The sequence below is a fragment of the Acetobacter sp. JWB genome, assembly GCF_003323795.1.
GTDB lineage: Bacteria > Pseudomonadota > Alphaproteobacteria > Acetobacterales > Acetobacteraceae > Acetobacter > Acetobacter oryzifermentans.
In genome coordinates, this window is the sequence record NZ_CP030871.1 from 2507378 (window position 1) to 2532821 (window position 25444).

Sequence of the window (25444 nt, forward strand, 5' to 3'; positions counted from 1 at the left end):
AACCACTTACGCGTAATTTCTGGTTATATCGGGTTGGGCTTCTAACCCCGCTTTTTAACTGAAGCAGTTTTGCGCGGTTTTGCGGCTACTTTCTGAGCCACAGGACGTATTGTTTTTGCCGCAACAGAAGGCGCTGCTTTTTTGGTAGTGCGTGCAGCAACAGTTTTACTAGCAGCACGACGAGCCACTGGCTTTCTTACAGGCTTTGCTGGCTTTTGTGTTTCTTCCAATTCTTCAGAATAAGAAAGACTAGCCTCAGCTCTGTGCGTTGCAATCAAACGCGCAATAAGCGCTTCATATTCAGCCAGATACGACTTGATACACAGAGTTTGTTCAGCTTTTTCTCTAACTGCGCGACGCAAACGGGTTGCCAGCGGCTTATTATTCAGCAGTTCCAACACACCATCGGCAATTTTGTCTGGTTCTGTAAACGGCACCAGCACAGCCGTTTCCTGATCTGTCAGAAATTCCTGTACTGGGGCTGTCGCGCTTCCAACAATAGCGCACCCCATAGCCATTGCCTCGCGCAGAGACCACGAAGCCACAAAAGGATATGTGAGATAAACATGCGCATCTGAACGTTGTAGAAGACGCAGAAAATCTGGGTAATCAACTTTACCAGCAAAGTGTACCCGGCTTAAATCCAGTTGCCCTTCTAGCTCCTGAAGCATTTTCTCCCGCCAACAACCAGATGCCAGCGGTGCGCCGTAACTCACACCATCTCCCCCAACCATAATGACATGCGCGTTAGGTTCTTCTTCCAAAATTTGGGGAAGCGCACGCATAAACACATGGAAGCCGCGATAAGGCTCCAGATCGCGCGAGACATAGGTAATCAGCTTGTTTTTAGGTGAAATTTTGATATCACCCAGCTTGAATATTTTTTTTGCAAGTTTGGGATCTGGTTTACAGGTCTCCAGATCTACACCTTCACGCAGCACGGTAATTTTGTCTGCGGCCCATGCTGGGTAAGCGCTTTTCTGGAAATCAGTAGGCGTCTGGCCATAGCTGGGGCCAGTAAGAGCCAATAAGTTAATGGCGTTCTTGGCTCGCACAATAGGCAACATTTGGGGCTGAAGCGGAAATTCTGGATCAAACCCAACATCAAACCCAGGTTCTGTATGATAATAGAACTCAAAATACCCCAAGACAGGCACATCAGGGTACACATCCTGAATATTCAGCAGTTCTCCCCATCCGTGGTGGCCGATAATAATATCAGGCTGAAATCCTAGGTTTCTGAGGGTGCGAGCGGCTTTTTCTACTTCATTGGCCCGCACCATTCCCATATCCAGCTCGCGCACGGCCAGATGAGCCTGTGCCGCAGCCCCACGGGGCATACGGTACCTTACCCGGCGCACACCCTTAATGGCGTTTTGATTATCTTCACTAATGAAAACAACTTCGTTATCACCGTTTTGCACCAGATGGCGCACAATGTGCAGATACTGGCCGGGAAAATTTTGATGGATAAAAAGGTATTTCAAACCTGCACCTGCGTGCTGCTCTAATCACAAATAAAAAACAGGCCCGATATTTCAACCGGACCTGTTCCTACATATTTAACGGCGGGAAGGCTTGCGCCCACGTGCGCCACCGCGCCCTGCTGCTTTAGGCTTTGCCGCTTTCTGGGCGGTAGAAGAAGCACGACGAGGCTGAGGTTTGGCTGTGCGCCTTACTGGTTTAACCAGCATTTCCTCTTCAGCATCATCTTCTATTTCTTCTTCAAGCTCTTCTTCCTCAAGAAGTTCAGCTGCCTCTTCCAGAACTTCAGCTTCCAGTTCTTCTATTTCTTCTTCCAACAGAGCGGCTAAGTCTTCTGCAGCATTCTGCTTCCGTTTACGCCCACCCCGCTTGGCTTTACTTTCTGCATCACGCGGAAGAATTTCAACAAGGAAAGCTTCTAATGGTGCAAGGCTATCAGCTTCTACGGGTTCACCGTTATCAACAGGCCCAATTTTGGTGCCATCCGTAAAGCTGGCTGTAACTTGGCAAATGAATTTTTTAGCTGCAGCACCTTTCAGGCGCACACACAAACCCAAAATAGGCAATGCCATTCCGCGGCTGCCACAATACTGGCCACCTTCTACCCACGGAGAGAGCCACCCTTTACCCAGAACAGCCTGATATTCAATATCATCAGACTGAATGAGATGAGCGGGTGCAATACCAAAACCTTCAATCCATGCCTGGCTACCCGGCACACCCATCCACTCACCAAGGATACCGGTAACATCACCACGCCGTTGGATATGGGCCCCAATTTCTGGCTTCTGGGCCAGCGCAGCTTCTGCGGGTGCTGTTTCTTTTGGAGCAGCAGCGGCTCCTTCAGGTGCTACAGGTACAGCAGCAGTTGCAGGAACGGGCAACGGATCAGATTCCGCACTTAGCTGAATCACTTGCAAACGCGGTGCATCATGCCGCGTGTTCATTTCCTGATAAATAGTGATCATCACCTGTGCTGGGCCACGGCGCACACGTACCAATGCAGCATTGTTTCTGCCGCCCATCCAGCCATCTTGCTCAAACGTGACAATCTGCACATTGCCCGGAGCAGAAACAGGAGAAAGAGAAACACGAACCCCAGGCAAACCGGCAGATGTTGGCGGCTGCTGACCTGCTGCATGGCTGATGCAGAACAGACCGGTCTGGAGTGTCATCAGATGACCTGTGACTTTCAGATCAGTAATCCGCTGCTGGCTTGCCTGAGACATAAAACCTCTTCCATCCTAAATTTTCAGCTAAACTGTAAAACAAAAAAACACCGGTAAGTAAAGAAAGAGTTAGGTAAGCGAAAGCCTTCTTTTTTTCTCCATCTCTCTCCCCTTTTCCAGTAATTTCTTATTCAACTCCTGTATGGAAATACCAAACGGTACCACGCTTCCCAATCCTGTGGAACGAATGCGCTCTGCTGGGGCTCCCAGATCAAATGCAACAACATGCAATCCGGCTTTCCAGATATCTCCCAAAGCAAAACACCATGTTTCCGGCCATACAGACGGAAGCAAAGCGATGTCCGCATCTACTGCATGGATTAAGGAAACAACATCCTCTTTTTGGAACTCACCTGTTACAAAAATACGTTCTGTTTTTAACAATCGCGCATCATCACGTGTATGGCCTACAACCACAAACTCCAGCGGCAAATCGCGCAAAGCAGCATCCACTGCCAGTGCGAGCAAAATGTCATAACCTTTTTCTGGCCCTATGCCACCCACAACACACACCCGAATACGCGGTGCAGTGCGTTTAAGACCTTGCGCCAAAAATGCACTTGCTTGTGCTGTTTTACGTTCAACCTGAACTGGAAACTGAAATTGCTTTTTTAAAAAGCTGTCTTTTTCCAGCCTTCGCACAGAAAAACGGACATCAGAAAAATACTTTTGCATCCTTCGCCCTGTATCACGCGAGGGCACAAAAACCTGCTCTGCTTTTTTTAGAAAAATATGTGCCGCTTTACGATAGGCCGCAACACTCAGCGTATCATCCACGCGCCGCCCTAGCACCGTCACGCACACTTCACATGTGGGCACATCGGGTTCACCGCAATACCGATTTTCCCACCCCATTAATGAAATACGCGGGCAAAACCAGATATAATCATGCACAAACACATCATATGCGCATTTCAAACGTGCAGGCAGGTCCATAACTTGCTGATCATGCCCGGCAGTTTGATGGAACTCAATTCGTCCCACGCCTTCTGCATGTAAGAGACGCAGCAAAAGCGCCATCTCCTTGGCAAACGTAAAATATAAGGAAGGATATTTTGCTGGGCTCCCCCCATCTTCCAGCACACATCCCTGCTCAGATGGACGTAAGATAAGTGGGCGTATTTTCCGGTCACACCAAAAGGCTATGCGCTCTCGCACCACCTTTTCCACACCACCACCTACGGCATGTGTGACCAACAAGACGGCTTGATCTGAAAAATCTTCTGCCCTGGCACTTCTAAAACGAACAAGATCAAGGCGCCTGCGTTCTGGAAAAAGTGGATCTGTCGCCATCCAGCGCGCAACGTAATCATGATACCCAGGGTGCAATTGCTCCAGAACCTTTTGGTTCCGCACCATTAAGGGGCTGCCACTTTCTCCAAACGAACTGCTGCCCACATGCGCCACAAACACACCGGAAGCAACCATATGCTTCCACCCAAGAGCACGGGCACGCATACAAAAATCGTTTTCTTCACCATAGCCTTGTGCAAACACATCCTCACGGAGCAACCCGGTCTGCTGCAAACAGTCATGGCGAATATACATGCAAAAACCATGAGCCGTGGGCACTTCTACAGCACGCCCCCTATTGGCTGCCTGTGCCATTTGCATGAACATATCTGTTTCTTCCTGATCCGGTACCGGATTTGCACCGTTTTTATCTGGATAGGAAAAAATACTGGCATCATTAGAAAGCGGCGTTACTGTTCCTGTATCTGGTGCTGCATAGGCAATTTTGCGTAATGCTTCCAGCCATCCTTCTGCCACCAATGTATCGCTATTCAGCAAGACAGCATCATGCGCAATGAGATGGCGAAGCGCTTCGTTTACCGCACATGGGAATCCACCATTGCGCGCCCTTTCCAGATACCGGAAACCTGCCTGCTGACAAAAAACTGAAACAGAGGTGACCAAATCTGGCTCCGGGGATGCATCATTCACCACCCAAACGTGCACAGCGTCTTTTGGTTTCAGACTTGCTTGCACACTATGCAAACATGCTAAAGTACGCGTAGCATTTTTAAAAACTGGAATAACAACAACGGTTTCGGCAGTATCACCCAAAACCTTTGGTTGTGCGCCGCCATCTTCCATAACTGGAATAGGTATAATTTTTGGAACAGACACGCATGCTTGAGACAGATCTTTCCCTTTGGTCTGCTCTGCTATGTAGTGTGCAATCTGGCTAACCCCAGAACGCAGCATATCCGGATCTATCGGACTCCCGGCTAGATCTTTTCCATCAGACCCCACCACCCTTACCGGGCCTTCTGGCAATGCAGAAAAAGGAATTGTGAACGCCCTATATCGCGCTAATGGTTGTTTTGAACTCACAGAATCACAAAAATCTTCTGCGGAAAAGGTTAGAATTTTCTTATTTGTTTTTGCATCTAGAATGTTCAAAAGAGGCGCGTTATCGGAATCATGCGGCAGCCAGACCCAGCCTGTCAGTCCTTCTTCTCCTGCATCCACCAATCCTTCGCACTGCATGATTTTTTGTGGACACACACCGCCATCTGGAAAAATCATGCCCTGAGCAGGCATTATGCAAAGCGTATGCGCCGTTTGCCACCCTGATGGACAAAACCAAGCCCCCTTTTTACGCATGGCTTTTTTTAGATGACCATCAACAACCAGTTGCAGTCCTTTTGCTGGAAGGCCTACCCCTACAATTTGGCCATTCCCCCGCACTCCATACCAACTGGGCACGCCATTCAAACGTGCAATAATTGTTGCCAATTTTTCTATATCTGGTGTGCAGGCATAATATGTGAGCAAATGCCGTATAGAGAGCAAAGCCTGATACCCAACACCATTGGCCTGCTTTAATGTTGCCCGCAGGCTCCACCCTTCACGAAAATCAAATTTTTCTAAAAGCTGATCTAAAAGTTCAATAGCAGCATCATTGTTTCCCACTGCCTGACGCGCCAAAACCAGCGCAAACATAACATGTGGGTTATCACGCGCTTGTCTGTTCGCTCTTTCCAGCCAATCCCGCGCTAGGGCGTAAGACCCTGCTTGCCAGGCAACATTTCCCTGCCTGAAAGATTCCTGTGCTGCCGCACTTGCGCGTTGTTCATACGCAGTTCGGTCTGCCTCCGTGACAAACCCTGCCTGCTGACTCTCAGACTGTTTCAGGGCTGCCATAAATATGCACCTACTCTTTTAATTATACTGTAAAATAAAATGCCAAACCTTTTGAAATTTGAAGAACTTTTCTAGGAAGGTGCTTTGACACCCTCATCAACTCCAAGCTTGGAAAGCTCAATACTTGCCTGCAGAATATTCTGCTTTTCTGCTTTGCGATACCAAGATCTGGCTTCTTCCAGGTTCTTGTCTCCACCAATTCCATTGGCCAGATAACGCCCCATCATCAACTGCGCGAGGCCATGACCGCCTTCTGCAGCCTGTCGAAACCATGACCGTGCCAGAACCAAATCTTCTGGAATTTCATGCCCGCCACCATACATGGCGCCAATAGAGAACATAGCATCCACATTGCCAGAATCCGCTGCTTTTCTATACCACTGTAGGGCCTGTGGATGATCTTTTATACCGCCTGTTCCTGTAATCAGCAGGTGTCCATAGGTAAGCTGCGCTTCGGTCATGCCAGATTCAGCAGCCTTTTCCATCCACTCCCGCCCTTCTTGAGGGTTACGTTCTGCACCGCGTCCCTCTAGCAGCATACGTCCATACCAATACTGCGCATTTACAACCTTATCGGCAGCTTTACGTATCCACTTAAGAGCCTCTTCCTCATTCTTCTGAGAGCCAAGCCCTTGGGCAAGCGCAACACCAACATTAAACGCAGCCAGAAAATCATCCTGTGCCGCAGCTTTCCGATAACATTCTAAAACTTCGGCAGCTTCTGCTGTGGGAACAATACCCGCCAAGGCCAGATTGCCCAATTCAGCCGTAGCTTCCTTATCGCCCTGCTCTGCTGCAATTTTAAACCACTGCGCGGCTGCCTGCGGATCTTTTGGTACCCCCGTGCCACTCAGATAAATATTGCCTAATATACGACTAGACGCGGCATGCCCCTGATCCGATGCAAAACGATACCAAGAAATAGCTTCTGCATAATTGGGGGGCATATCGCCTCCCCGTCCGTGCATATCCCCCAAAATGGCAGCGGCTTCACCATCCCCCGCCAAGGCGGCACGCCTTAACCACGTTTCACCTCGCACAGTATCACGCGCAACACCTTTGCCAGAAAGCAGGGCCAAACCATATTTTGCTTGCGCACCACGAACTTTCTTTTCCGCTGCTTTTGCAAAATATTGTGTGGATTCGGGAATGTTTTGCGGAATACCTATGCCACGTTCCGCCATAACACCCATAAGATATTGGGCAGTACCCATATCACCATCAGCAGCTTTTTTTAGCTCAACTGCGGCATCTGCATAATCTTCCTGCGTTTTTGCTTTAGCAAGCGCTGCAAGACCAAGCCCCAGATGCCCCTGCACGCAACCACTGGCAGCAGCCTTTTGATACCAATCCAAAGCCTGTTCAGGATTACGAATTTCTTCCGGGCCAGCTGTTAAAATATACCCATACAGGGCCTGACCATCAGCATATCCAGCCTCTGCTGCACGCTGGGCCCAGTGTGCAGCTTTAATAAAATCGGGCTCTCTCTTGGTTTGCTCGGCTGAATTATCAAAAATTGATTTCGGCGCTTGATCTTCCACTTCCTGTGGCAGACCATGCAGATACAACGTTGCAAGAATAAAAGAAGCCTGCGCCCATCCATTCTGGGCAGCGCGGCGCATCCAGCGTGCACCTTCCACCAAATCTGGCGGTGCCCCTTTTGCCGTTAAATAACATTGACCTACTAGAAATTCGGCCTCTGGAGATCCTTCCCGTGCAAGAACGGCCAGTTGGCTGAACGCGACATTAGGTTGGTTTTCCAGTTGTGCTTTGGCCTGCTCAAGCCGCGTTTGTATATCTTTGTCCGACTTGCCAAACGTTTTCTGAAACAGTTTCCAGACCAAAGCACCAACCCTCTACAACTCAGAGTATTATATTTCACCCTTTCTAATCAGGGTTCGCGCATACCATTTGTCATCAATGGCACAAAGCTGTTCAGCATATATTGCATGATAGTACGCTTACCAACACGAATATCCGCCGTAACTGGCATACCTGGCTGTGGGTGAAAGAAATTGGGCACATTATGCAATGTATATTTATCTACCCGCAGACGAACTCTGTAAAAGGACTTGGAAGTGTTATCTGGCGTAACATCTTCTGAGCTTGGCCCACTTCCGTTACCCGACACAAAAGAGTCTGCACTGATAGTTTTTACAGTTGCTTCAGCACCACCATATTGCTGGAAAGGGAAAGTCGCAAACTTCACCAAAGCTTTATCACCAAGACGCACAAAACCTGCATCTTCTCCGGACATAGCAGTTTCAATTTCCAACCCCTTACCTACAGGCACAAGAGTCATAATTTTTTCGGCTGGCGTTACAACAGATCCGACTGAAACTTTGGCAATATTAAGCACAACAGCATCTTCATCCGCTTTAAGCCCGACCATACTGTTATGTAAAACAGCTTTTTGATAAGAGCCTTTGGCTTCGGACAGCTTATGCTGCGCGGAAATCAGATCTTTATAAATCTCTGCTTTCCACGTTTGAATGTAACCTTCTTTTTCAGATATAGCAGCCGCCAGTTTATTCCGTGTTGAAGATGCCTGCTGCTGGGCCGAAATCTGTGAGCGCTCAACTTCCATCAAATCGTTCTGAGCACTTAAAGTGGAAAGTCGGCTACCTACCTGATCCTTCTGCAACTGCATACGCATTGTATGCACATCACCAGCTACCTTTGCGCGAGCGGCATACATTGCAGCATTTGCAACGTAACCCTGTAAATCACTTTGCAAACTGGCAATCTGCCTGTTGTAGTTTTCAACTTTAGCATCAAATTCTGCCATCCGTCGCAAATAGGCTTCGCCCTGCGGCAAGGTTGCAGCATTGTTTAGGTCGGGTTTGTAAGTCTGTCCGTTAGCTTCTGCTGTAAGGCGATCCACCTCTGCTTGATACTGATCCATCTGAGTTTTCAGATTTTCACTATCTGCACCAGTTTGCGTGGGGTCTAGATGCGCAAGAATATCACCTTTATGGACAAAATCCCCTTCCCTCACATCAATAGACCGCACAATTGATGTATCCAAAGGCTGTATTACCAATGAAGCTTCACTGGAAACCAATCGCCCTTGAGTAGAAACAACACGATCCAGCGGAAACACTGTAAGCCCGATTAAGGAAAACAGCATCAATCCGCCAATAATCCAAATCATATACTGAGCGGTGGGCGTGGGTGGCATATTGACCAGCGCCGCCGTTGGAGAATGAAACTCCAACAATGCAACGGGCATATCCCCTGGTGCATACGGATCATCCGCCTGCTTAAGGAAATCATCCGAAGAGGGCACTACCTCTTGCTGCTGGTTATTGCCTGAAGAACCTTGTGGCACAATATGTGCATCCTGTTCGCTCATGGGATTATTCTCCTTCCGCGATCAAAGATGCATCTCCAGATTGGGCACGAGATTCCGTATGCCGGTTCTGCTGCATCCAAAGTGTCCGATAAATATCACACCGTTCAAGCAGAACGTCATGTGGCGCAATATCAACCACTGCGCCCTGATCCATCACGCAGATCTGATCACAATTCACCAAAGAAGATAGTCGATGAGAAACAATCACCATGGTACGGCCTTTACCAATCCGTTCCAGGTTGGCGTTAACCAAAGCTTCACTTTCTGGATCCAAAGCAGACGTTGCTTCATCCAAAATCATTAGCTTAGGATCAGTAATGACAGCACGCGCAATGGCAAGGCGCTGGCGTTGCCCACCAGAAATATTGGTTGAGCCTTCCTCAATAAAGGTTTCGTAACCTGCTGGCATCCGCTCGATAAATTCTTCAGCACCTGCCATTCTGGCAGCGTGAACGACATCATCTATCGTAAACCCTGGGCGGCCAGCGGTAATGTTATCACGAATAGTGCCACGGAACAGGAAGTTATCCTGCAACACAACCCCGAACGAACGGCGCAAATGGGTTAGATTAATTTCACGCAGATCAACACCATCCAGCTTGAGATAGCCTGTATAAGAACGGCTAACACCTTGTAGCAGACGTGTAATGGTGGATTTACCCGAGCCACTTCGACCAACAAGCCCAAGCATGGTGCCTGCGGGAACTGAGAAGTTTACATCCTTCAAAGCCAGCCGGGTAGAACCTGGATAAGAAAAATTCACATTTTCAAAGGAAAGTGCCCCCTGAATACGTGGACGCATACCCGTTGTAAGGGCTTGTGTTTCTGTAGGCTGGTTCAACACCGAGGCAGCTTCCCCCAAGGAAGCCATGACTTCGTTGAAGTCATCCATAAGCCTTGCCACTCCAACCAACGGAGCAGCCACACGGCCACCCAGCATCATGAACGCAATCAAGCCGCCCACGCCCACTGTGCCGGGGCTAACAAGAGCCAGATAGGCACCCACAAGAATGATGCCACGACTGATAAACAGATCTAGCGGCATAACCAATGTTTGAGGCCAGTTTGAAAAACGCCCCACGGCAAGCTTCCAGCGGATAACGTTTGCCGTAGCATCATCCCATGTCTGTTTGCGGATTGGCTCCAAGGCCAATGTTTTCAGCGTACGAATACCAGCCACGCTTTCATACAAAATGGCGCTTCGTTCCCGGTCTGCAGCCAACTGATTCCCCATCAGCTTGGCCAGCGGCCCCATAGCCACCACCACAATCAAACCAATAAGGCCAGCACACGCCACAGTCATCCATGCCAGCGTCGAACTGAGAATGAACAGGAAAGGCAAAATAACAACCAGTGTGAACAAATCCAGAAAGGTCGACATCAGCCGACCTGTCAGAAAATCTCGCACTTTATAAATGGCCATTACACGCCCAAGCACGTTCCCCGCCTGTTGCCGTTCAAAATACTCCAACGGCAAGGATACAAGACGATTAAACAGATGCAGTGAAATACGAGAATCGATACGCGTTGTGAGCACCAAGGACAGCTCACGTCGGGCGTAACTGATTAAAACTTCATAAATCGAAAATATAAACAGCAACCCAGAAATCGACACGAGTGTCGACATCGAGTGGTAGCCTACAACCTTGTCCACCACCTGCATAACAATAAGCGGGGGGAAAATTTGCAACAAACTCAATGTCATGGATGCAATGCATATATCACGCAAGGAGCGCTTTTCACGCAGCACCATCTTAGCCAGCCAACCCAGACTGACTGGTGCCTCGGCTTCTGATTGCCCTTTGCGCTGCTTAATAAGCAGAATATCGCCCGTCCAGATTTGGGACAAGCGCAGCTCATCCACCGGCACGGCGGCTACGGCAGCCCCTTTAAGCGGATCTTGCAGCCATACAACACCACGCTCTGGTGTTGCGTTGGTCATCAACGCTGCCGAACCATCACGGAACATCAGAACGATTGGCGGCGAGTTCACCATCTTAACAAGATAACGCCACTTTATCCGTATTGCCTTTGCAACAGCACCCTGATCTTCCAACCAGCGCACCAACGTTGCAGGAGATGGCGTATTTTCCCCCGGTTCTGCCGCAAAATCACGGATATCCAGCTCCAGACCGTGATACTTGGCAGCTGCAATAACAGCTTTCAGCCTGATAACCGGTGCAGAAACAGGAGCCCCTTGGCCGCGCTCTGTATTTGAAGAAGAACCGGCCTGTTCCGGCACATGATCAGTCTGGTCCACGCACAACCCTTTTGGTTAAACCAACTCAACAAACAGCAATACCGTACAAATATAGCAGAGACTTGTTCGCCCGGCACATGCGCCGTTATGACAGGAGAAGACACACTCTCCAAGTTTTTCTATGTGGTTTATCACAAAATCCATGAAGAAAACGAAGCAGTACCTAAAATTAGAAACCATTTTAATCAGGAAATTGATAAAAAGAATTTAAAAACCCTTCTTTCCGCAACCGGTTGCGCACTTTTTGTGCTTCATTTTCGCAACATATAACCCATACCGAGCGATAAGGCTCGCAGCGCCCCAGAACACTTTGTTGAGCCTGCGCCAGCAAAAAAGCCGATAGACCCCCTTGCCCCACACAACAGACGCATTGGGCAGAATGACGCCCAAATTCTGGCCCCAGCACTCCGCCCCAGCGCCAGACATGCTGCCATTTTGCCTTCTGTTCTTCTGTTACTTCTGTATTAACAAGTAAAAGTGCATCTTTGCACCCATATGCTGCATCATCTGGCACCGATGTACAAACATGCAGCATTATCCGGCCATCCTTGGGCTTTGCGCTCTGCTTCATAAGGCTAGTGGACATACGGGCTGCTCTCTGAAATAACGTGAAACCCTGTGCTTTGCGGTGTTGGGAAAGCACTCTTCCCTTTCCTTTTATATTTTATGGTCGCCATGTCTTCTCGTCTGCCTCTTCTTGATGCCCTCCGTGATCAGGTTCTGCTTTGTGATGGAGGCATGGGCTCACGTATCCAGATGCTGGATCTGGATGTCCAGCGTGATTACTGGGGGCAGGAAAACTGCACCGAAATTCTCACGCTCTCACGCCCGGAACTTATCCGTGAAATCCACCGCGGTTATTTTGAAGCTGGCGCAGATATGGTGGAAACCAACACCTTTGGTGGCTCCCCCATCACACTAGGCGAATTTGGGCTGACAGATAGAACGCGTGAGATCAACAAAAACTCCGCCCTATTGGCGCGCGAAGCCGCAGAAAGCTTTGCCGATGGACGCGCCCGCTATGTTCTAGGTTCCATGGGGCCTGGCACCAAGCTGCCCTCTCTGGGCAATATTGATTATGATAGTTTGGAAGCTGCTCTGGCAGAACAAGCACGCGGCCTGATTGAAGGCGGCGTAGATGCCATCCTAATTGAAACCTGCCAAGACACACTCCAGATTAAAGCTGCCGTAAACGGTGTAAAAATTGCCCGTGCAGAACTTGGTGCTTCCACGCCTATTTTTGTGCAGGTTACCGTAGAAACCACAGGCACCCTTCTGGTAGGGCCAGATATTGCTGCGGCAGCCACAGTCATTCACAGCCTTGATGTAGATCTGATGGGTCTGAACTGCGCTACAGGCCCGCAGGAAATGGCCGAACATGTAAAATGGCTATCTGAAAACTGGCCGCGGCTGATTTCCGTCCAGCCCAATGCGGGCCTGCCTGAACTCGTAAACGGCCAGACCCATTACCCCCTAACTCCCGCAGAAATGGCCACATGGGTTGAGCGCTTTATTACAGAAGACGGCCTAAATCTAATTGGCGGATGCTGTGGCACTTCCACACCGCATACAGAAGCGCTGGATGCCATGTTGCGCCGCCGTGCAGAAGGAACAGGCCGCCTGCGCCCTGCCCCTGTGCCGCGCACATCCGTATGGGTGCCTTCTGTTGCCAGCCTTTATTCTCAGGTGCCGCTCCGGCAGGAAAACGCCTATTTCTCCATTGGGGAACGCTGCAATGCCAACGGCTCCAAGAAATGGCGCGAACTTCAGGAAGCGCATGACTGGGATGGCTGTGTAACTGTTGGGCGCGAACAGATACGAGAAGGCTCTAATGCTCTGGATATCTGCACGGCCTTTGTAGGCCGTAACGAACGTGCAGAAATGGATGAAGTAATCAAACGCTTCACCTCATCCGTAAACGCACCATTGGTAATTGATTCCACCGAAACACCGGTGATTGAAGCCGCTCTCAAGCTGCATGGTGGCAAGCCCATTATCAACTCCATCAACTTTGAAGATGGTGAAGGTCCTGCTTCAGACCGCATGACACTGGCCCGTAAGTTTGGTGCCGCTGTTGTTGCCCTGACCATTGATGAAGAAGGCATGGCCCGCAAGCCAGAAGACAAGCTGCGCATTGCTAGCCGCCTTGTGGAATTTGCCTGCGAAAAATACGGTCTGCCACAATCTGACCTGATGATAGACCCCCTCACCTTTACCATCGCCACCGGTGCGGAAGATGACCGCAAACTGGGGCAATGGACGCTTGAGGGCATTAAAATGATTCGGGATGCCTTCCCGGATATTCAGATCGTACTCGGCCTCTCTAATATTTCCTTCGGGCTGAACCCAGCAGCCCGTGCCGTGTTGAACTCGGTCTATCTGGATCATGCCGTCAGAGCAGGCATGACAGCCGCTATTGTGCATGTTTCCAAAATCCGTCCACTGCACCTGATTGCCCCCGAAGAGGTAAAGATTGCGGAAGATCTGATTTTTGACCGCCGCACAGAAGATTATGACCCATTACAAACACTTCTGGCCATGTTTGCAGACCGTAAGGCAGCAGATGCGGTGAAGCGCAAACGGGCTGAAACGGCAGAAGAACGCCTGAAAGACCGTATTGTTGATGGGGACCGAAAAGGGCTGGAAGCAGACCTTGAAGAAGCCATGCAGAACATGGCTCCGCTGGATATCATCAACACCGTTCTGCTGGATGGTATGAAGGTGGTTGGAGAACTGTTTGGTGCAGGCAAAATGCAGCTACCATTCGTGCTGCAATCTGCCGAAACCATGAAAGCCGCCGTTGCCTATCTGGAACCGCATATGGAGCGGACAGATGGCCAGCAGCGCGGCACAATTGTGCTGGCTACAGTAAAAGGCGATGTGCACGATATCGGCAAAAACCTTGTAGATATCATTCTCACCAACAATGGTTACCGTGTTGTCAATCTGGGCATCAAAGTGCCTGTGCAGGACATGATCGAAGCCGCACGTAAGGAAAAGGCCGATGCCATTGGCATGTCTGGCCTGTTGGTGAAGTCCACCGTTATCATGCGTGAAAATCTGGAAGAAATTTCACGCGCTGGGCTGGATACACCCGTTCTGCTGGGTGGCGCCGCCCTTACCCGCAACTATGTAGAAGAAGATTGTGTTGCTGCCTATGCACCCACAGGCCGGGTGGCTTACGCGCGCGATGCTTTTGATGGCCTGACCCTTATGGATCAGGTCAGCCAGAAAAATTTTGATGATTATCTGGCCGCCATCCAGAAACGGCGTGAAGGCAAAGCCACCCGCACCAATACCCGCGCGCCAGAAACGGCAGAAACACGCGGTTTTGGCCCTGTTGATGTTGCAGCAGCCCGCGCACGGCGCGAACGCCTGACAGCAGATGAACCACCCATGGTTCCGCCATTCTGGGGTTCCCGCGTTCTGGAAGCTACACCGGAAGCCGTTCTGCCATTCCTGAACGAACGCGCACTTTACCAGTTCCAGTGGGGCTTCCGTAAACAAGGCCGCTCCTTGGATGACTTCTTGATCTGGGCACGGCAGGAATTGCGCCCGATCCTGCGCCGCATGCTGGATCTGACAGCCAAAGAAAATATTCTCAAACCGCAAGCCATTTATGGCTACTGGAAAGCCGCCGGCGATGGCAACGATCTGGTGCTGTTTGAAGAAGACGGCACAACCGAAGCCTGCCGTTTCACCCTGCCACGGCAGCCAAAAGCGGATGGCGAATGTATTGCTGACTTTGTGCGCGATATATCAAACCCAGAACGTGATGTTATCGGCCTACAAGTTGTAACAGTCGGCCAGAAAGCATCCGACATCGCCCGCGATTGGTTTGAGGAAAACCGGTATCAGGATTATCTATACCTGCACGGTCTTTCCGTTGAAATGGCAGAAGCCATGGCCGAATACACCCACAAGCGTATCCGGGCCGAACTTGGCTTTGCTGGAGAAGATGCCCGCGATATGGAAAAGCTGCTTCAGCAGGGATATCGCGGATCTCGCTATTCCTTTGGGTATCCGGCCTGCCCGCGCCTGGAAGACCAGCACCCCATTCTGGCCCTGCTGGATGCCGAACGCATTGGGGTTTCCCTAACAGATGGAGATCAACTCCATCCGGAACAGTCTACCTCCGCCCTTGTTATTCTCAACAAGCACGCAAAATACTTCACAATCTAACACCATTGACCAAGGGTGAAGATGCAGCGCATCATTCACCTTATGGTTACCTCACCCCCACCTGCCTCTCCTCCAACCAGCGTCGCTCTCAAGCGGCTCTGTCGGCAGGTTGGGCTCCATGCCACAAACTGCACTGCTGCGTTTATAGATAACCGGCAGCAGGATGTGGTGCATGAAAGTGCCTTGTTCCTGCAAACCCTACACAAATTGTGGGAAAGCCAAAACGTTGATCCGGCTGAAGTATGGACAGAACTGCTGCGTAGGCTGGAAGTGGCAGAATTGCTGATGAAGCTAAACCAACCCCCGCACAGAAAAAAACGAAACGGCAAGATTGTGCGCCCTTGGCGCGTCACCACCAGCAAGCTGCCATAAAATACAGAAGCGCATGACAGGTCGCTCATTCATTGGCATAAAGCGTCCCTCATGGCTGCCATAGATGCTCTCTCTCTGCTGATTATTGGCCTGTCTGCCCTGCATGGCGCATGGCGGGGGTTTACGCGGCATGCGTTAGGCTTTGTCAGTTGGGGCATTGCCATTGTGCTAGCTCTGCGCTTTCACGCAGTTTTTCTGCCCTATGTGCAGCGCTTTATCACCTCTTCTGCGGGTGCGCAGATAGGCGCCTTTATTCTGCTGCTGCTGGGCGTGCTGTGCGCTGGCTATGTGCTTTCTGCAGCTATTGTCCGAATCGTGAAAGCAACACCATTGGATGCGCTGGATCGGCTTCTTGGGCTGCTTTTTGGTATTGTGCGCGGGATGTTTTTGGTGGTCGTGCTCTTCATGGCGGCACAATGGCTTTTGCAACCCCAAGACATGGCCGCCCTGACAGAAGATAGCCGACTGGCCCCTTACATCCGGCTCGGTGCATCCCATATCCAGCCATATCTACCGGATTTAAGCGCAAAAGGGGTTGCGCGGAATCCTTCTACAGGTCATGACGCCACCTTGTGATCCCATACGGCCAGTTTCTGACCTTCTGCGGAGGCCCTGCACGCTTATGCTCGCCCATCCCACGCCGTCTGCTTCCTTACCTGATCCACTGACACTGGATGATGACCATCCGCACGAAGAATGTGCTGTCTTTGGTATCTGGAACGCTAAGGATGCTGCCCCCCTTACCACTCTGGGTTTGCACGCCCTTCAACACCGCGGGCAAGAAGCCGCTGGTATTGTGTGTTTTGACCCGCAGGAACGTCGCTTCCATTCTCACCGGGGCCTTGGCCTTGTCAGTGATGTGTTTGCAGATTCCCGCGTTATGGCCACGCTTAAAGGCACACGCGCCATTGGTCATAACCGCTACGCCACAACAGGCGCTACGCTGCTCCGCAACGTGCAGCCTTTGTTTGCTGAATTTGCGTTTGGCGGCTTGGCCGTTGCCCATAACGGCAACCTCACCAATGCGGACACCCTGCGCAGCGAACTTATCCGCCGTGGTTGCCTGTTCCAATCCACGACAGATTCGGAAGTTTTCATCCATCTGATTGCCATCTCTCTGTACGCAACAGTAGAAGACCGGCTGATTGATGCGCTTAAACGGGTAACCGGCGCATATTCGCTGGTTGTGCTATCTGAAGAAGCGCTGATTGGTGTGCGAGACCCCATGGGTGTGCGCCCGCTGGTGCTCGGCAAGCTGCCATCTGAAGATGGTAAACAACCTTCTTGGGTGCTCGCATCAGAAACCTGTGGTCTGGACATTATCGGCGCAGAATTTGTGCGTGATGTGGAACCGGGCGAACTGGTTGTGATTGATGAAAACGGTATCCGCTCTTTGCGTCCGTTTGGTGACACGCACCCACGCTTTTGCGTGTTTGAATACATCTACTTCGCACGCCCCGATTCTGTTCTGGAAGGCTTGCCTGTTTACGAAGTGCGTAAGCAGATCGGCCACGAACTGGCGCGCGAAAGCCATGTAGATGCAGATGTTGTGGTGCCAGTGCCCGATTCTGGTGTGCCTTCTGCTATCGGCTATGCTGAAGCTAGCGGCATTCCTTTTGAACTGGGCATTATCCGCAACCATTACGTGGGCCGCACCTTTATCGAACCCACAGATCAGATCCGGCATTTGGGCGTGAAGATGAAACACTCCCCCAACCGCCCTATTCTGAGCGGCAAGCGCGTTATTCTGGTGGATGATTCCATTGTGCGCGGCACCACATCCCGCAAGATTGTGGATATGGTGCGGGCTGCTGGTGCAACAGAAGTGCATATGCGCATTTCTTCCCCACCCACACGGCATTCCTGCTTTTATGGCATTGATACGCCAGAACGCAGCAAGTTGCTGGCCGCCCAGAATGATCTGAAAGCCATGGCGGAACTCATTGGCGTAGATAGCCTTGCCTTTATCTCGCTTGATGGGCTGTATCGCGCTATGGGTTATAAAGACCGTCAATCGAGCGATGCTCGCTATTGCGATGCCTGCTTTACGGGGGAATATCCTATCCCCCTTATTGACCATGATGCAGAGTTTGGCCCAGGCACCGCCTGAAGCCAGCGTTCTCACCAAATAAAAAAGCGGCCAAGTTGGCCGCTTTTTTTGTAACCTTTATTCTCCACGCTTTCGCGCAAGATCACCCATGCTGTGCTTTCTTGCGCACAATAGTATGCCGCCCAGAGGATTGCCCGGAAGGAAGCTGGCGCAACTGCTGCGCAGCAACATCTGCCAATTGGCCCAGAAGCTGGCTTAACACCTGTACCATTGGCATGGTGGCACTGGCCTGTGTGCCTTGCAGTGTAAAGTTCTGCATATAATACTGCTCATCCTTACCGGGAGCGCCAGCAGAAGCAGGCTGGATGGATAACGTGGCATCCAACTCCACATTACCTGATGGGCCAGTTGAGAAGCGGCTGATGGACATATCCACATAGGCCTCTGGTTCTGTCGCCACTGTATCATTCTCTACAAACACGCCTGTACCCGGAAGGCGCTGTGCCAGATCACCCGCCATAACGCGGCTGATCTGTGCTGGCAGAGAATCACTCCATGCATCAGCAGAAGATACTGTAAGTTTATAGCCACTATCTGCCGTAACAATCCGATCCCGATCCAGACCAGATGCCACGGTTGGTAGGCGCACTTCTACAAAGCGCGGGCCACCCGGTTGCGGTTGGCCGGGCGTAACCGCCAATGTGTAAAGTGAAGGGCTACCGCCAGAGCATGCGGTTAGCGTAACAGCCATAACACCCAACCCGGCCACACCACTCAGGCGGAGCAACATACGCCGGTCAAGACGGGTGTTCATGGGCTTACAAGAAACAGTTTGCGTCATGATCTTATCGTCCTGAAAGCAGTGCGGAAGGATGATTGGTCAGGAAGTCTGACAGGAAACGCAGGGAGCGCGCTGTCTGCCCCAACTGCACCACCATGGATTGCAGATTGCGATGGAAATCACTGTTGCCGCCATAACTGGCCAGCAAGCGGTTGGCATTTTGCAGGGTTTGATCAAGCTGCTGTGCCATTTCTGGTAGACGCTTGCTCAACGGTGCCATGCCGTTGCGCAGATCCTTTGTAAGAGCCTGCAGGTTCTGCATGGAATTCCGCAACCCAACCAGAGACTGCTTTACGTCTGGGCTCACCAGTGTCTGATCTGCATGGGCCAGCAGGTTATTGGCGTTTGTACCAATCTGTTCAAATGGCATCGCGGCCAAACGAGATGTAATGGTGGACAAGGAATCCATAATCCCGCCCATACCACCAGCTTGGCTTGGAATAACCAGCGTTGTGCCTTCCATGCTGGTTGTAGCGGGCGCTGGGTTCTTGATAAAGTTGAGGGAAATCATCCCCTCACCCGTCAGAAAGCTCACGCTATCTGTTGAGGCACGCAGGCCGTTCGCTACCAAAGTGCGGAACATGTCTGTCAGATTATTATTCCGTAGCTCAGCCGAAGACAGCACACGTTCAGGCTGCACTTCCATGCCAATACGTACGCGCGGATGCCCGGGGTTGGAGCTTAGATCCAGCTTTACACTGGTTACATTCCCCACCTGAATCCCAAACATCGTCACCTGGCTGCCAACATCCAGACCTTTGACAGAAGACATCACATAAGTCGCAAGGGGCACGCGCTCACGGTAGCCCGCATTATCTGCATCCTCATGCGTGTCATACAGCTTGAACACCGTATTAGCCGGAGCCTCTGATGCCGGGTGCATGCGGCTTTCTGCAACAGGTGGCAAACCAAAAGCCACGCCACCAGAAAACAAAGCCTGCAAGGATTGCAGCTGCACTTTAAGCCCACCGGCACCAAATCCCACCTTAACGCCAGACACATTCCAGAAGCGGGAATTGGTGTTCAGGTAATGGTCATAAGGTTCGCGCACAAAAATCTGGATCATCACCGGGCCGCGGCCGCCGGGTGGCATGGTGTACCCCAGCACTTCCCCAACATCCACATCACGGAAGAAAACAGGGGCGCCCTGCCCGATAGACCCAATATTACCCGCTACCAGCGTGTAAATACGGCCCGGCTGATCAGACCGCACACCCGGGGGCGCTTCCAACCCTTCAAACGTTGTGGTGCGTTTGCCTGCGGGGTGGCCATTTTTGTTCAGGCCAGGATCAAACGCAATATACGCACCAGACATCAGGGTTTCCAAACCGGTAATGCTGGCCCCATTGATACGCGGACGCACAACCCAGAACCGGCCGCTATCCGTAAGCATATCATTCGTACCCTTGTTCATACGGATACGCACTTTGACATGCCGCAGATCATCAGTCAGCGAAACATCTTCCACCGTACCTAAAACCACAGATTTGTTTTTCACCTGTGTCTGGCCGCTGGTCAAACCATCTGCCGTATCAAATACAACGGTAATTTCTGGCCCGTTATCCATAAAACTGCGCCAGACCAGAAAGCCCGCAATCAGTACGGAAACAATGGGGATAATCCAGATAATGGAAAACCGAATGCGCCTTACCAGAGCATCCTGAGCACTTTCCCCTTCTGGAGGAGAGAAATGATTATGACTGTGTCCGTTCACGCCCTGTCCGGCTCCATGTTGTCCCAATATGCAGCGGCCTCAATTTTTGCCGGACAATTTTGCCCGGCATCGGCTGGGGCCGTATCGCCGTTTTTGCCCGCTGCATCCCACATCAGCCGAGGGTCAAATGCATGCACTGCAAAAATTGTCAGCACCACTACGGCGGCAAAACATACCACACCACCATTGGCGCTGATGCTAGCCATACTGCTGAAGCGCACCATAGCCACCAGAATGGAAACCATGAACACGTCAATCATAGACCAGCGCCCGATAACATCTACCAGCCTGTAAAGTCTGGATCGAGCAGGCAGATTTCGTGCAGAATGGCACTTGGTGCTGATCACCATAAACAGCAGCCCGATAATTTTAAGAACGGGCACCAGCACACTGGCAAAAAGTACCAACAGGGAAAGCGGGATCATGTTGCTCTCCCACAGCTCTATGGCCCCTTCCACAATAGTATGCCCTGTTCCCGCACCAAGCCGGATAACGGTCATAACCGGGTAAATATTGGCAGGCAGGTAAAACACCACCGCAGAAACAAGCAGCGCCACAGTGCGGGCAATGCTGTCTGGCTTGCGTTGCCGCAACACATGCCCACAGCGTGGGCAAAAACCCAGTGGAGCTGTTTGATCCAACTTTTCATCAAACACCAGCACCGCAGAGCAAGAAAGGCAGGAAACCATATGGCTGGCTGGTGGGATCTGATCATCCGGCCCGATTTCCTCGCAGGTCAGACGCACACGTTGATTATCCATCCGCCGCAAACTGGTATCTGTTTGCCTGCGTCGCCAAATCAGTTCCGTATCCAAAGTGGCATCTGTGGCAGACATGGTAACCATAAGTGAGGCAACCAGAAAGACCGCTGCCCCAACTTGTACGTAAGCCATATCTGACAGCTTGGTATAGGCCACGAAAACGCCCAGAATATATACTTCCACCATCGACCACGGGCGTAAACGTTCATACCACTTCAGAAGATGCGGCACCCAGAACGGCAGCTTGGGCTGAAGTGCACCCACCAGCACAAGCATCATCATGCTGATAACAAGCCCCGGCACAATAATGGTGGCTATTGCCACCAACACGCCAATTTCGCCCCAGCCCTCATGCAGCAATTCTATCGGGCCGGTAAGGATATCTACGGTTCTTTCCCGCCCATACAGATCCAACATCATCAAGGTGGAAAGCAGCATGGCCAGGTAGAGAGATGCCGAACTGATGCAAAAGGCCAATGGCGTTGCGATAGGAGAGGTACGATTACGCCGATCCAGCAACTGCCCACACCGACAACACCGTGCCTGTGTTCCGGGCTTAAGCTCTGAAAGGTGCTGGTAATGGCCACAACAGGGGCATTCAACAATACCCTGCACAAGCCGAACATGCCGCTTTTCATCAACCGGAACATTCTGCCCGGGATTAAGGGCCTCCCGCACCAGGCCAAATAACTGCGACATATTCATACGGATAGTTCTTAAAACGAAAAAACCGTTCCGTCACACTCAAAACAGAATGGCACCCCTGCTTAAAGCCAGAAATGCCGTTTTGTTGTTGTTCAAGTCACCGGGTGAATTGCAATTTCTCCTTGCGTAGGCATGGGGATCATGATAGTCACCGCCCCGCAAACAAAATGTGCCCGCTTAGCTCAGTTGGTAGAGCACGTCATTCGTAATGATGGGGCCGGTGGTTCGAATCCGCCAGCGGGCATTTCCATTTGCACTTCCCAAAATACTAAATACGCTTTTGCATTATGCTGTAGAATTGCGTTTTATATCCACCCAATCAAACAGATTTATTACTTTGGTGGCGTATTCAGCTTGTACAAACTTATAAGCAAATGGCGGCCGTTAGAATAATTCATTCCACCTACAGTGCCCAGACTGACGGCATCTTTCGCTTTATTCCCCAGCGCTGCCATAAATACTGAGATATCTCGCTTATCAACAAGCGCGACCGTGCATTTTGCATCTGCCTTCATGGCTGATGCCGCATTTTCTGCGCCTGTTAGCAGCACTTTGCCCCCAAGCAGAAAGACCAGACTGGGTTCAGAAAATGACACTGAAACAACATGCGACTCTGCACATGGTTGGTGTGCCTGCACCAGTGCTGTCAGGCGTGGTGCCAACCAGATGCTCTGAATCTGCGGCACAACAACTGTAAACAGTCCCACATAAAGCAGTACGGCAGCAGCCACACTGCTTAACGCTGCCTGCTGCAAACGCGCACGCGTAATGTACCACGCAGAAAGACCAACAAGCGGCAACACACCCACAGCCAAAACAATTGCTGCTACAGATATCTGGTGTTCAAGCACCCAAACAAGCGTTGGACCGGCAACAGCTAAGGCAATACCTACCAAAGCCCATGCAACAGCATAAATGCCTAGCAATACCTTGCCCCAAACACGAACAGGCCAATTGCGCCATACATCCCCACCCTGAACCAGAAACGCGGCTGTAAGAATGGCAATAGCTGGATAAGTAGGCAGCACGTAATGCGGAAGCTTTGTAGCAATAGCTTCAAACACCAGCCAATGCGGCATAATCCAGCACAGCAAATAGCGCACAGTCTCTTGCTTACGCGCATGCCAAACCAAGGGCACCACGCACGCAGCAAAAAATGATCCAGGCCAGAACGCCAGCAGGAAAACCAGCAGATGGTAACCTGGCGGCAGCCCATGCGCTTGCTGCCCGGAAGCCACTTTGCCTAAAAAATTGGTGCCAACAGCATTCCGAAAAAATTCACCGTGGCTCACAACCCCAATAGCTACACACCACGGCACCAGAATAGCAGCAGACAAAAGCCAGCCCCATGCCGGACGCATTCTGCGCCACAAACCGAAATCCCGCTCCAGCATCCCCAACACCAGTGGTGTGGCAAGAGATGGGATAAGAATGACCGGCCCTTTCAACATCAAGCCGCAGCCAATAGCGCCCCAATACAGCAAAGCCCGTTTTACTGGTGTGGCCACGCCTTGCTGGCGATCTCGCAAAGCACCTGTTAGCGCCAATTGGGCCAGCAGCACCGTAAGCAACAAGCAGGAATCGATCGTAGCCATCCGGCTTTCTGCTGCCACCAGAACAGAAGCCATAAACAGCAAACCCGCACCAAGTCCGGCCGATGCTCCAAACAGCATGGAGCCAATAAGCGCCGTTAGAACAACAGCACCAGACATGGCCAAAAGCGAGGGAATGCGATACGGCCATACAACCCGCTGATGCTGCATGCCTGTAAGAGAAACAGCAGCAGCCTCCAGCCAGTAAATACCAGCGGGCTGTAAATAACGTGGTTTGTCCTGAAAGCGCACATCTACAAAGTTGTGCGATTCTAGCATCTGCGCCGTGGCTTCCATGTATCGGGGTTCATCCCGATCGAATGGTGGCGTAACGGCCCGCCCCGGCAAAAACAGCAAAAAAGCAGCAAGGCCTAAGAACAGCAGGGCTTTAATAGAAAGTGGTTGGTGACCGTTTTTCTGCTTCAGCATTCACGAATCGATTTTGGAAGATGTGTGCGATTCCGTAACCACATCACGCCCAGCAGATCCCGCACCCCAACGACAGCACGATTGAAGTTGGTATATTTAGACTGCCCATGCAAACGCGGCCTGTGTGTAACTGGGTGACACACCAACGGCACACCGTAAGATGCAAACAATGCCGGAAGAAAACGATGCAAACCTTCAAACTGCGGCAAGCGCAGAAAGTCTGCTCGCTGAAAAATTTTGATCGGCGCACCTGTATCCGGGCACTGATCATTGAGTAATTTTTGCCGCAGCCCGTTAGCGAAACGTGTTGCAAAGCGGCGAGACCAACCATCTTTACGGCGTGTGCGCACCCCTACAACAAGCGGTGGCCTACCCTTGGTAGCCTGTGCCTGCGCAAGGGAAATCAACTTACCAAGTTCACGCGGATCATCCTGGCCATCGCCATCAATTGTGGCAATCCAAGTCCCTCGGGCAGTTGTAATGCCTGTACGCAACGCGGCAGACTTACCGCAACGCCGATCATGAGAAAGAATACGCAAGTTCGGCAAACACTCATCCCGCAAGCGTTGCAAAACTTCTACGGTTTGATCCTGGCTGCCGTCATCCACAAAAACAACTTCGGCCGCAGGCAATTGCTGCATGGCCTCGGCTAATTCTCGGCAAACCTGTGGCAGATTATCCTGTTCATCCAAAACAGCAATAACGATGCTCAGTACGAACTGAGCATCGTTATGCTGTGACGGTGCGGCTGAAACCAGACCTGTCACATCTTCACCATTCAGCTGATAATGTTTCAGGCTGCCTTGCGCGCAAGAGCGGCAGGCAAACCAGCCAGCGCCTGATCAACAAGCCCTGCGGCTTTCTGTTCATCAAGCGTCTGAGGAATAACACCATTGGCAGCCTGTACAGCCACATCAATTGCAAGCTGGCGCACTTCTTTAATAGCCGCACGTTCTACAGCAGCAATACGATCACGTGCCATTTGTTCATGGCGCTGCACAGCGGCTTCTGCCTCTGCGCGTGCTTTCTGGGCCATTTCGGCAGCCTGCTGATGAGCCTGCTCCACATAAGATTTGGCTTCTGCCAGTGCCTGCTCACGATCACGCGTGGCATCTTCTAGCATCTGCTCTGCTTCTCTTCTCAAGCGGGCAGCTTCATCCAGTTCTTCACGGATACGGTTGGCGCGGCTGTCCAGAATGGTGGCAATAGGCCCCCAAATCTTTTTACCAACCAGCACAAAGAACAGAACAAACGAAACAGCGACCCAGAAACCCGCTTCGTGAAAAATGCCAGACATGACGAAAATTCCCCCGGAGCTG

The 25444-nt window shown here is 51.2% G+C and carries 17 protein-coding genes and 1 tRNA gene; 5 read left to right on the top strand and 13 right to left on the bottom strand.

Annotation, left to right across the window (positions count from 1 at the left end):
• Window positions 1–41: 41 nt before the first annotated feature.
• The 7 genes from DS739_RS11880 to DS739_RS11910 form a co-directional block, all read right to left on the bottom strand.
• Entirely contained in the window at window positions 42–1487 is a 1446-nt protein-coding gene (locus DS739_RS11880) for a glycosyltransferase family 4 protein (RefSeq protein WP_006115382.1), read from the bottom strand.
• A gap of 75 nt (window positions 1488–1562) precedes the next feature.
• Window positions 1563–2714: a hypothetical protein gene (locus tag DS739_RS11885; RefSeq protein ID WP_006115383.1), complete on the bottom strand. Its 1152-nt coding sequence runs from the start codon at window positions 2712–2714 to the stop codon at window positions 1563–1565.
• A gap of 69 nt (window positions 2715–2783) precedes the next feature.
• Window positions 2784–5870 (bottom strand): glycosyltransferase, encoded by a 3087-nt coding sequence (locus DS739_RS11890; RefSeq protein ID WP_050793086.1) that lies wholly within the window; start codon window positions 5868–5870, stop codon window positions 2784–2786.
• 65 nt (window positions 5871–5935) lie between these two features.
• Window positions 5936–7708, bottom strand: a complete 1773-nt coding sequence (locus DS739_RS11895) for a tetratricopeptide repeat protein (RefSeq protein WP_006115385.1) — start codon at window positions 7706–7708, stop codon at window positions 5936–5938.
• A 47-nt stretch (window positions 7709–7755) separates the two neighbouring features.
• Window positions 7756–9219, bottom strand: a complete 1464-nt coding sequence (locus tag DS739_RS11900; protein ID WP_006115386.1) for an HlyD family type I secretion periplasmic adaptor subunit — start codon at window positions 9217–9219, stop codon at window positions 7756–7758.
• A gap of 4 nt (window positions 9220–9223) precedes the next feature.
• Complete coding sequence (locus DS739_RS11905; RefSeq protein ID WP_081461405.1) at window positions 9224–11479, bottom strand: peptidase domain-containing ABC transporter; 2256 nt, start codon at window positions 11477–11479, stop codon at window positions 9224–9226.
• A 181-nt stretch (window positions 11480–11660) separates the two neighbouring features.
• Complete coding sequence (locus DS739_RS11910) at window positions 11661–12065, bottom strand: hypothetical protein (protein ID WP_193561014.1); 405 nt, start codon at window positions 12063–12065, stop codon at window positions 11661–11663.
• 89 nt (window positions 12066–12154) lie between these two features.
• Here DS739_RS11910 and metH point away from each other — a divergent pair, with 89 nt between their 5' ends.
• From metH to purF, 4 genes are read left to right on the top strand one after another with little or no spacing between them, the layout of a single operon-like run.
• Window positions 12155–15661, top strand: a complete 3507-nt coding sequence (gene metH / locus DS739_RS11915; RefSeq protein WP_035352244.1) for a methionine synthase — start codon at window positions 12155–12157, stop codon at window positions 15659–15661.
• 21 nt (window positions 15662–15682) lie between these two features.
• A complete protein-coding gene (locus DS739_RS11920; RefSeq protein WP_035352298.1) occupies window positions 15683–16033 on the top strand; it encodes a hypothetical protein in 351 nt (116 codons plus the stop codon).
• 51 nt (window positions 16034–16084) lie between these two features.
• Complete coding sequence (locus DS739_RS11925; RefSeq protein ID WP_006115391.1) at window positions 16085–16609, top strand: CvpA family protein; 525 nt, start codon at window positions 16085–16087, stop codon at window positions 16607–16609.
• 46 nt (window positions 16610–16655) lie between these two features.
• A complete protein-coding gene (purF, locus tag DS739_RS11930) occupies window positions 16656–18143 on the top strand; it encodes an amidophosphoribosyltransferase (protein ID WP_035352246.1) in 1488 nt (495 codons plus the stop codon).
• An 82-nt stretch (window positions 18144–18225) separates the two neighbouring features.
• On the opposite strand, the gene DS739_RS11935 is transcribed toward purF, so the two are convergent.
• Genes DS739_RS11935 through DS739_RS11945 form a run of 3 tightly spaced genes read right to left on the bottom strand, consistent with a single transcriptional unit; the run spans window position 18226 to window position 22104 of the window.
• Window positions 18226–18924 (bottom strand): membrane integrity-associated transporter subunit PqiC, encoded by a 699-nt coding sequence (locus DS739_RS11935; RefSeq protein ID WP_006115393.1) that lies wholly within the window; start codon window positions 18922–18924, stop codon window positions 18226–18228.
• A 4-nt stretch (window positions 18925–18928) separates the two neighbouring features.
• Window positions 18929–20638 carry an intermembrane transport protein PqiB gene (locus DS739_RS11940; RefSeq protein ID WP_035352248.1) on the bottom strand — a complete coding sequence of 570 codons (1710 nt, stop codon included), beginning with the start codon at window positions 20636–20638 and terminating at the stop codon, window positions 18929–18931.
• On the bottom strand, window positions 20635–22104 hold the full coding sequence (locus DS739_RS11945; protein WP_006115395.1) for a paraquat-inducible protein A: 1470 nt from the start codon (window positions 22102–22104) through the stop codon (window positions 20635–20637). Before DS739_RS11945 ends, DS739_RS11940 begins: the two co-directional genes overlap by 4 nt.
• Window positions 22105–22275: 171 nt before the next feature.
• Here DS739_RS11945 and DS739_RS11950 point away from each other — a divergent pair.
• A tRNA-Thr gene (locus DS739_RS11950) sits at window positions 22276–22348 on the top strand.
• Between the two features lie 88 nt (window positions 22349–22436).
• Here the strand turns inward: DS739_RS11950 and DS739_RS11955 are convergent.
• From DS739_RS11955 to atpF, 3 genes are read right to left on the bottom strand one after another with little or no spacing between them, the layout of a single operon-like run.
• Window positions 22437–24125 (bottom strand): glycosyltransferase family 39 protein, encoded by a 1689-nt coding sequence (locus tag DS739_RS11955; RefSeq protein WP_006115396.1) that lies wholly within the window; start codon window positions 24123–24125, stop codon window positions 22437–22439.
• Complete coding sequence (locus tag DS739_RS11960; protein WP_006115397.1) at window positions 24119–24892, bottom strand: glycosyltransferase family 2 protein; 774 nt, start codon at window positions 24890–24892, stop codon at window positions 24119–24121. Before DS739_RS11960 ends, DS739_RS11955 begins: the two co-directional genes overlap by 7 nt.
• Window positions 24893–24918: 26 nt before the next feature.
• The gene (gene atpF / locus DS739_RS11965) at window positions 24919–25422 is read right to left on the bottom strand and encodes a F0F1 ATP synthase subunit B (RefSeq protein WP_006115398.1); all 504 of its coding nucleotides are present in this window, start codon (window positions 25420–25422) and stop codon (window positions 24919–24921) included.
• Window positions 25423–25444 lie beyond the last annotated feature (22 nt).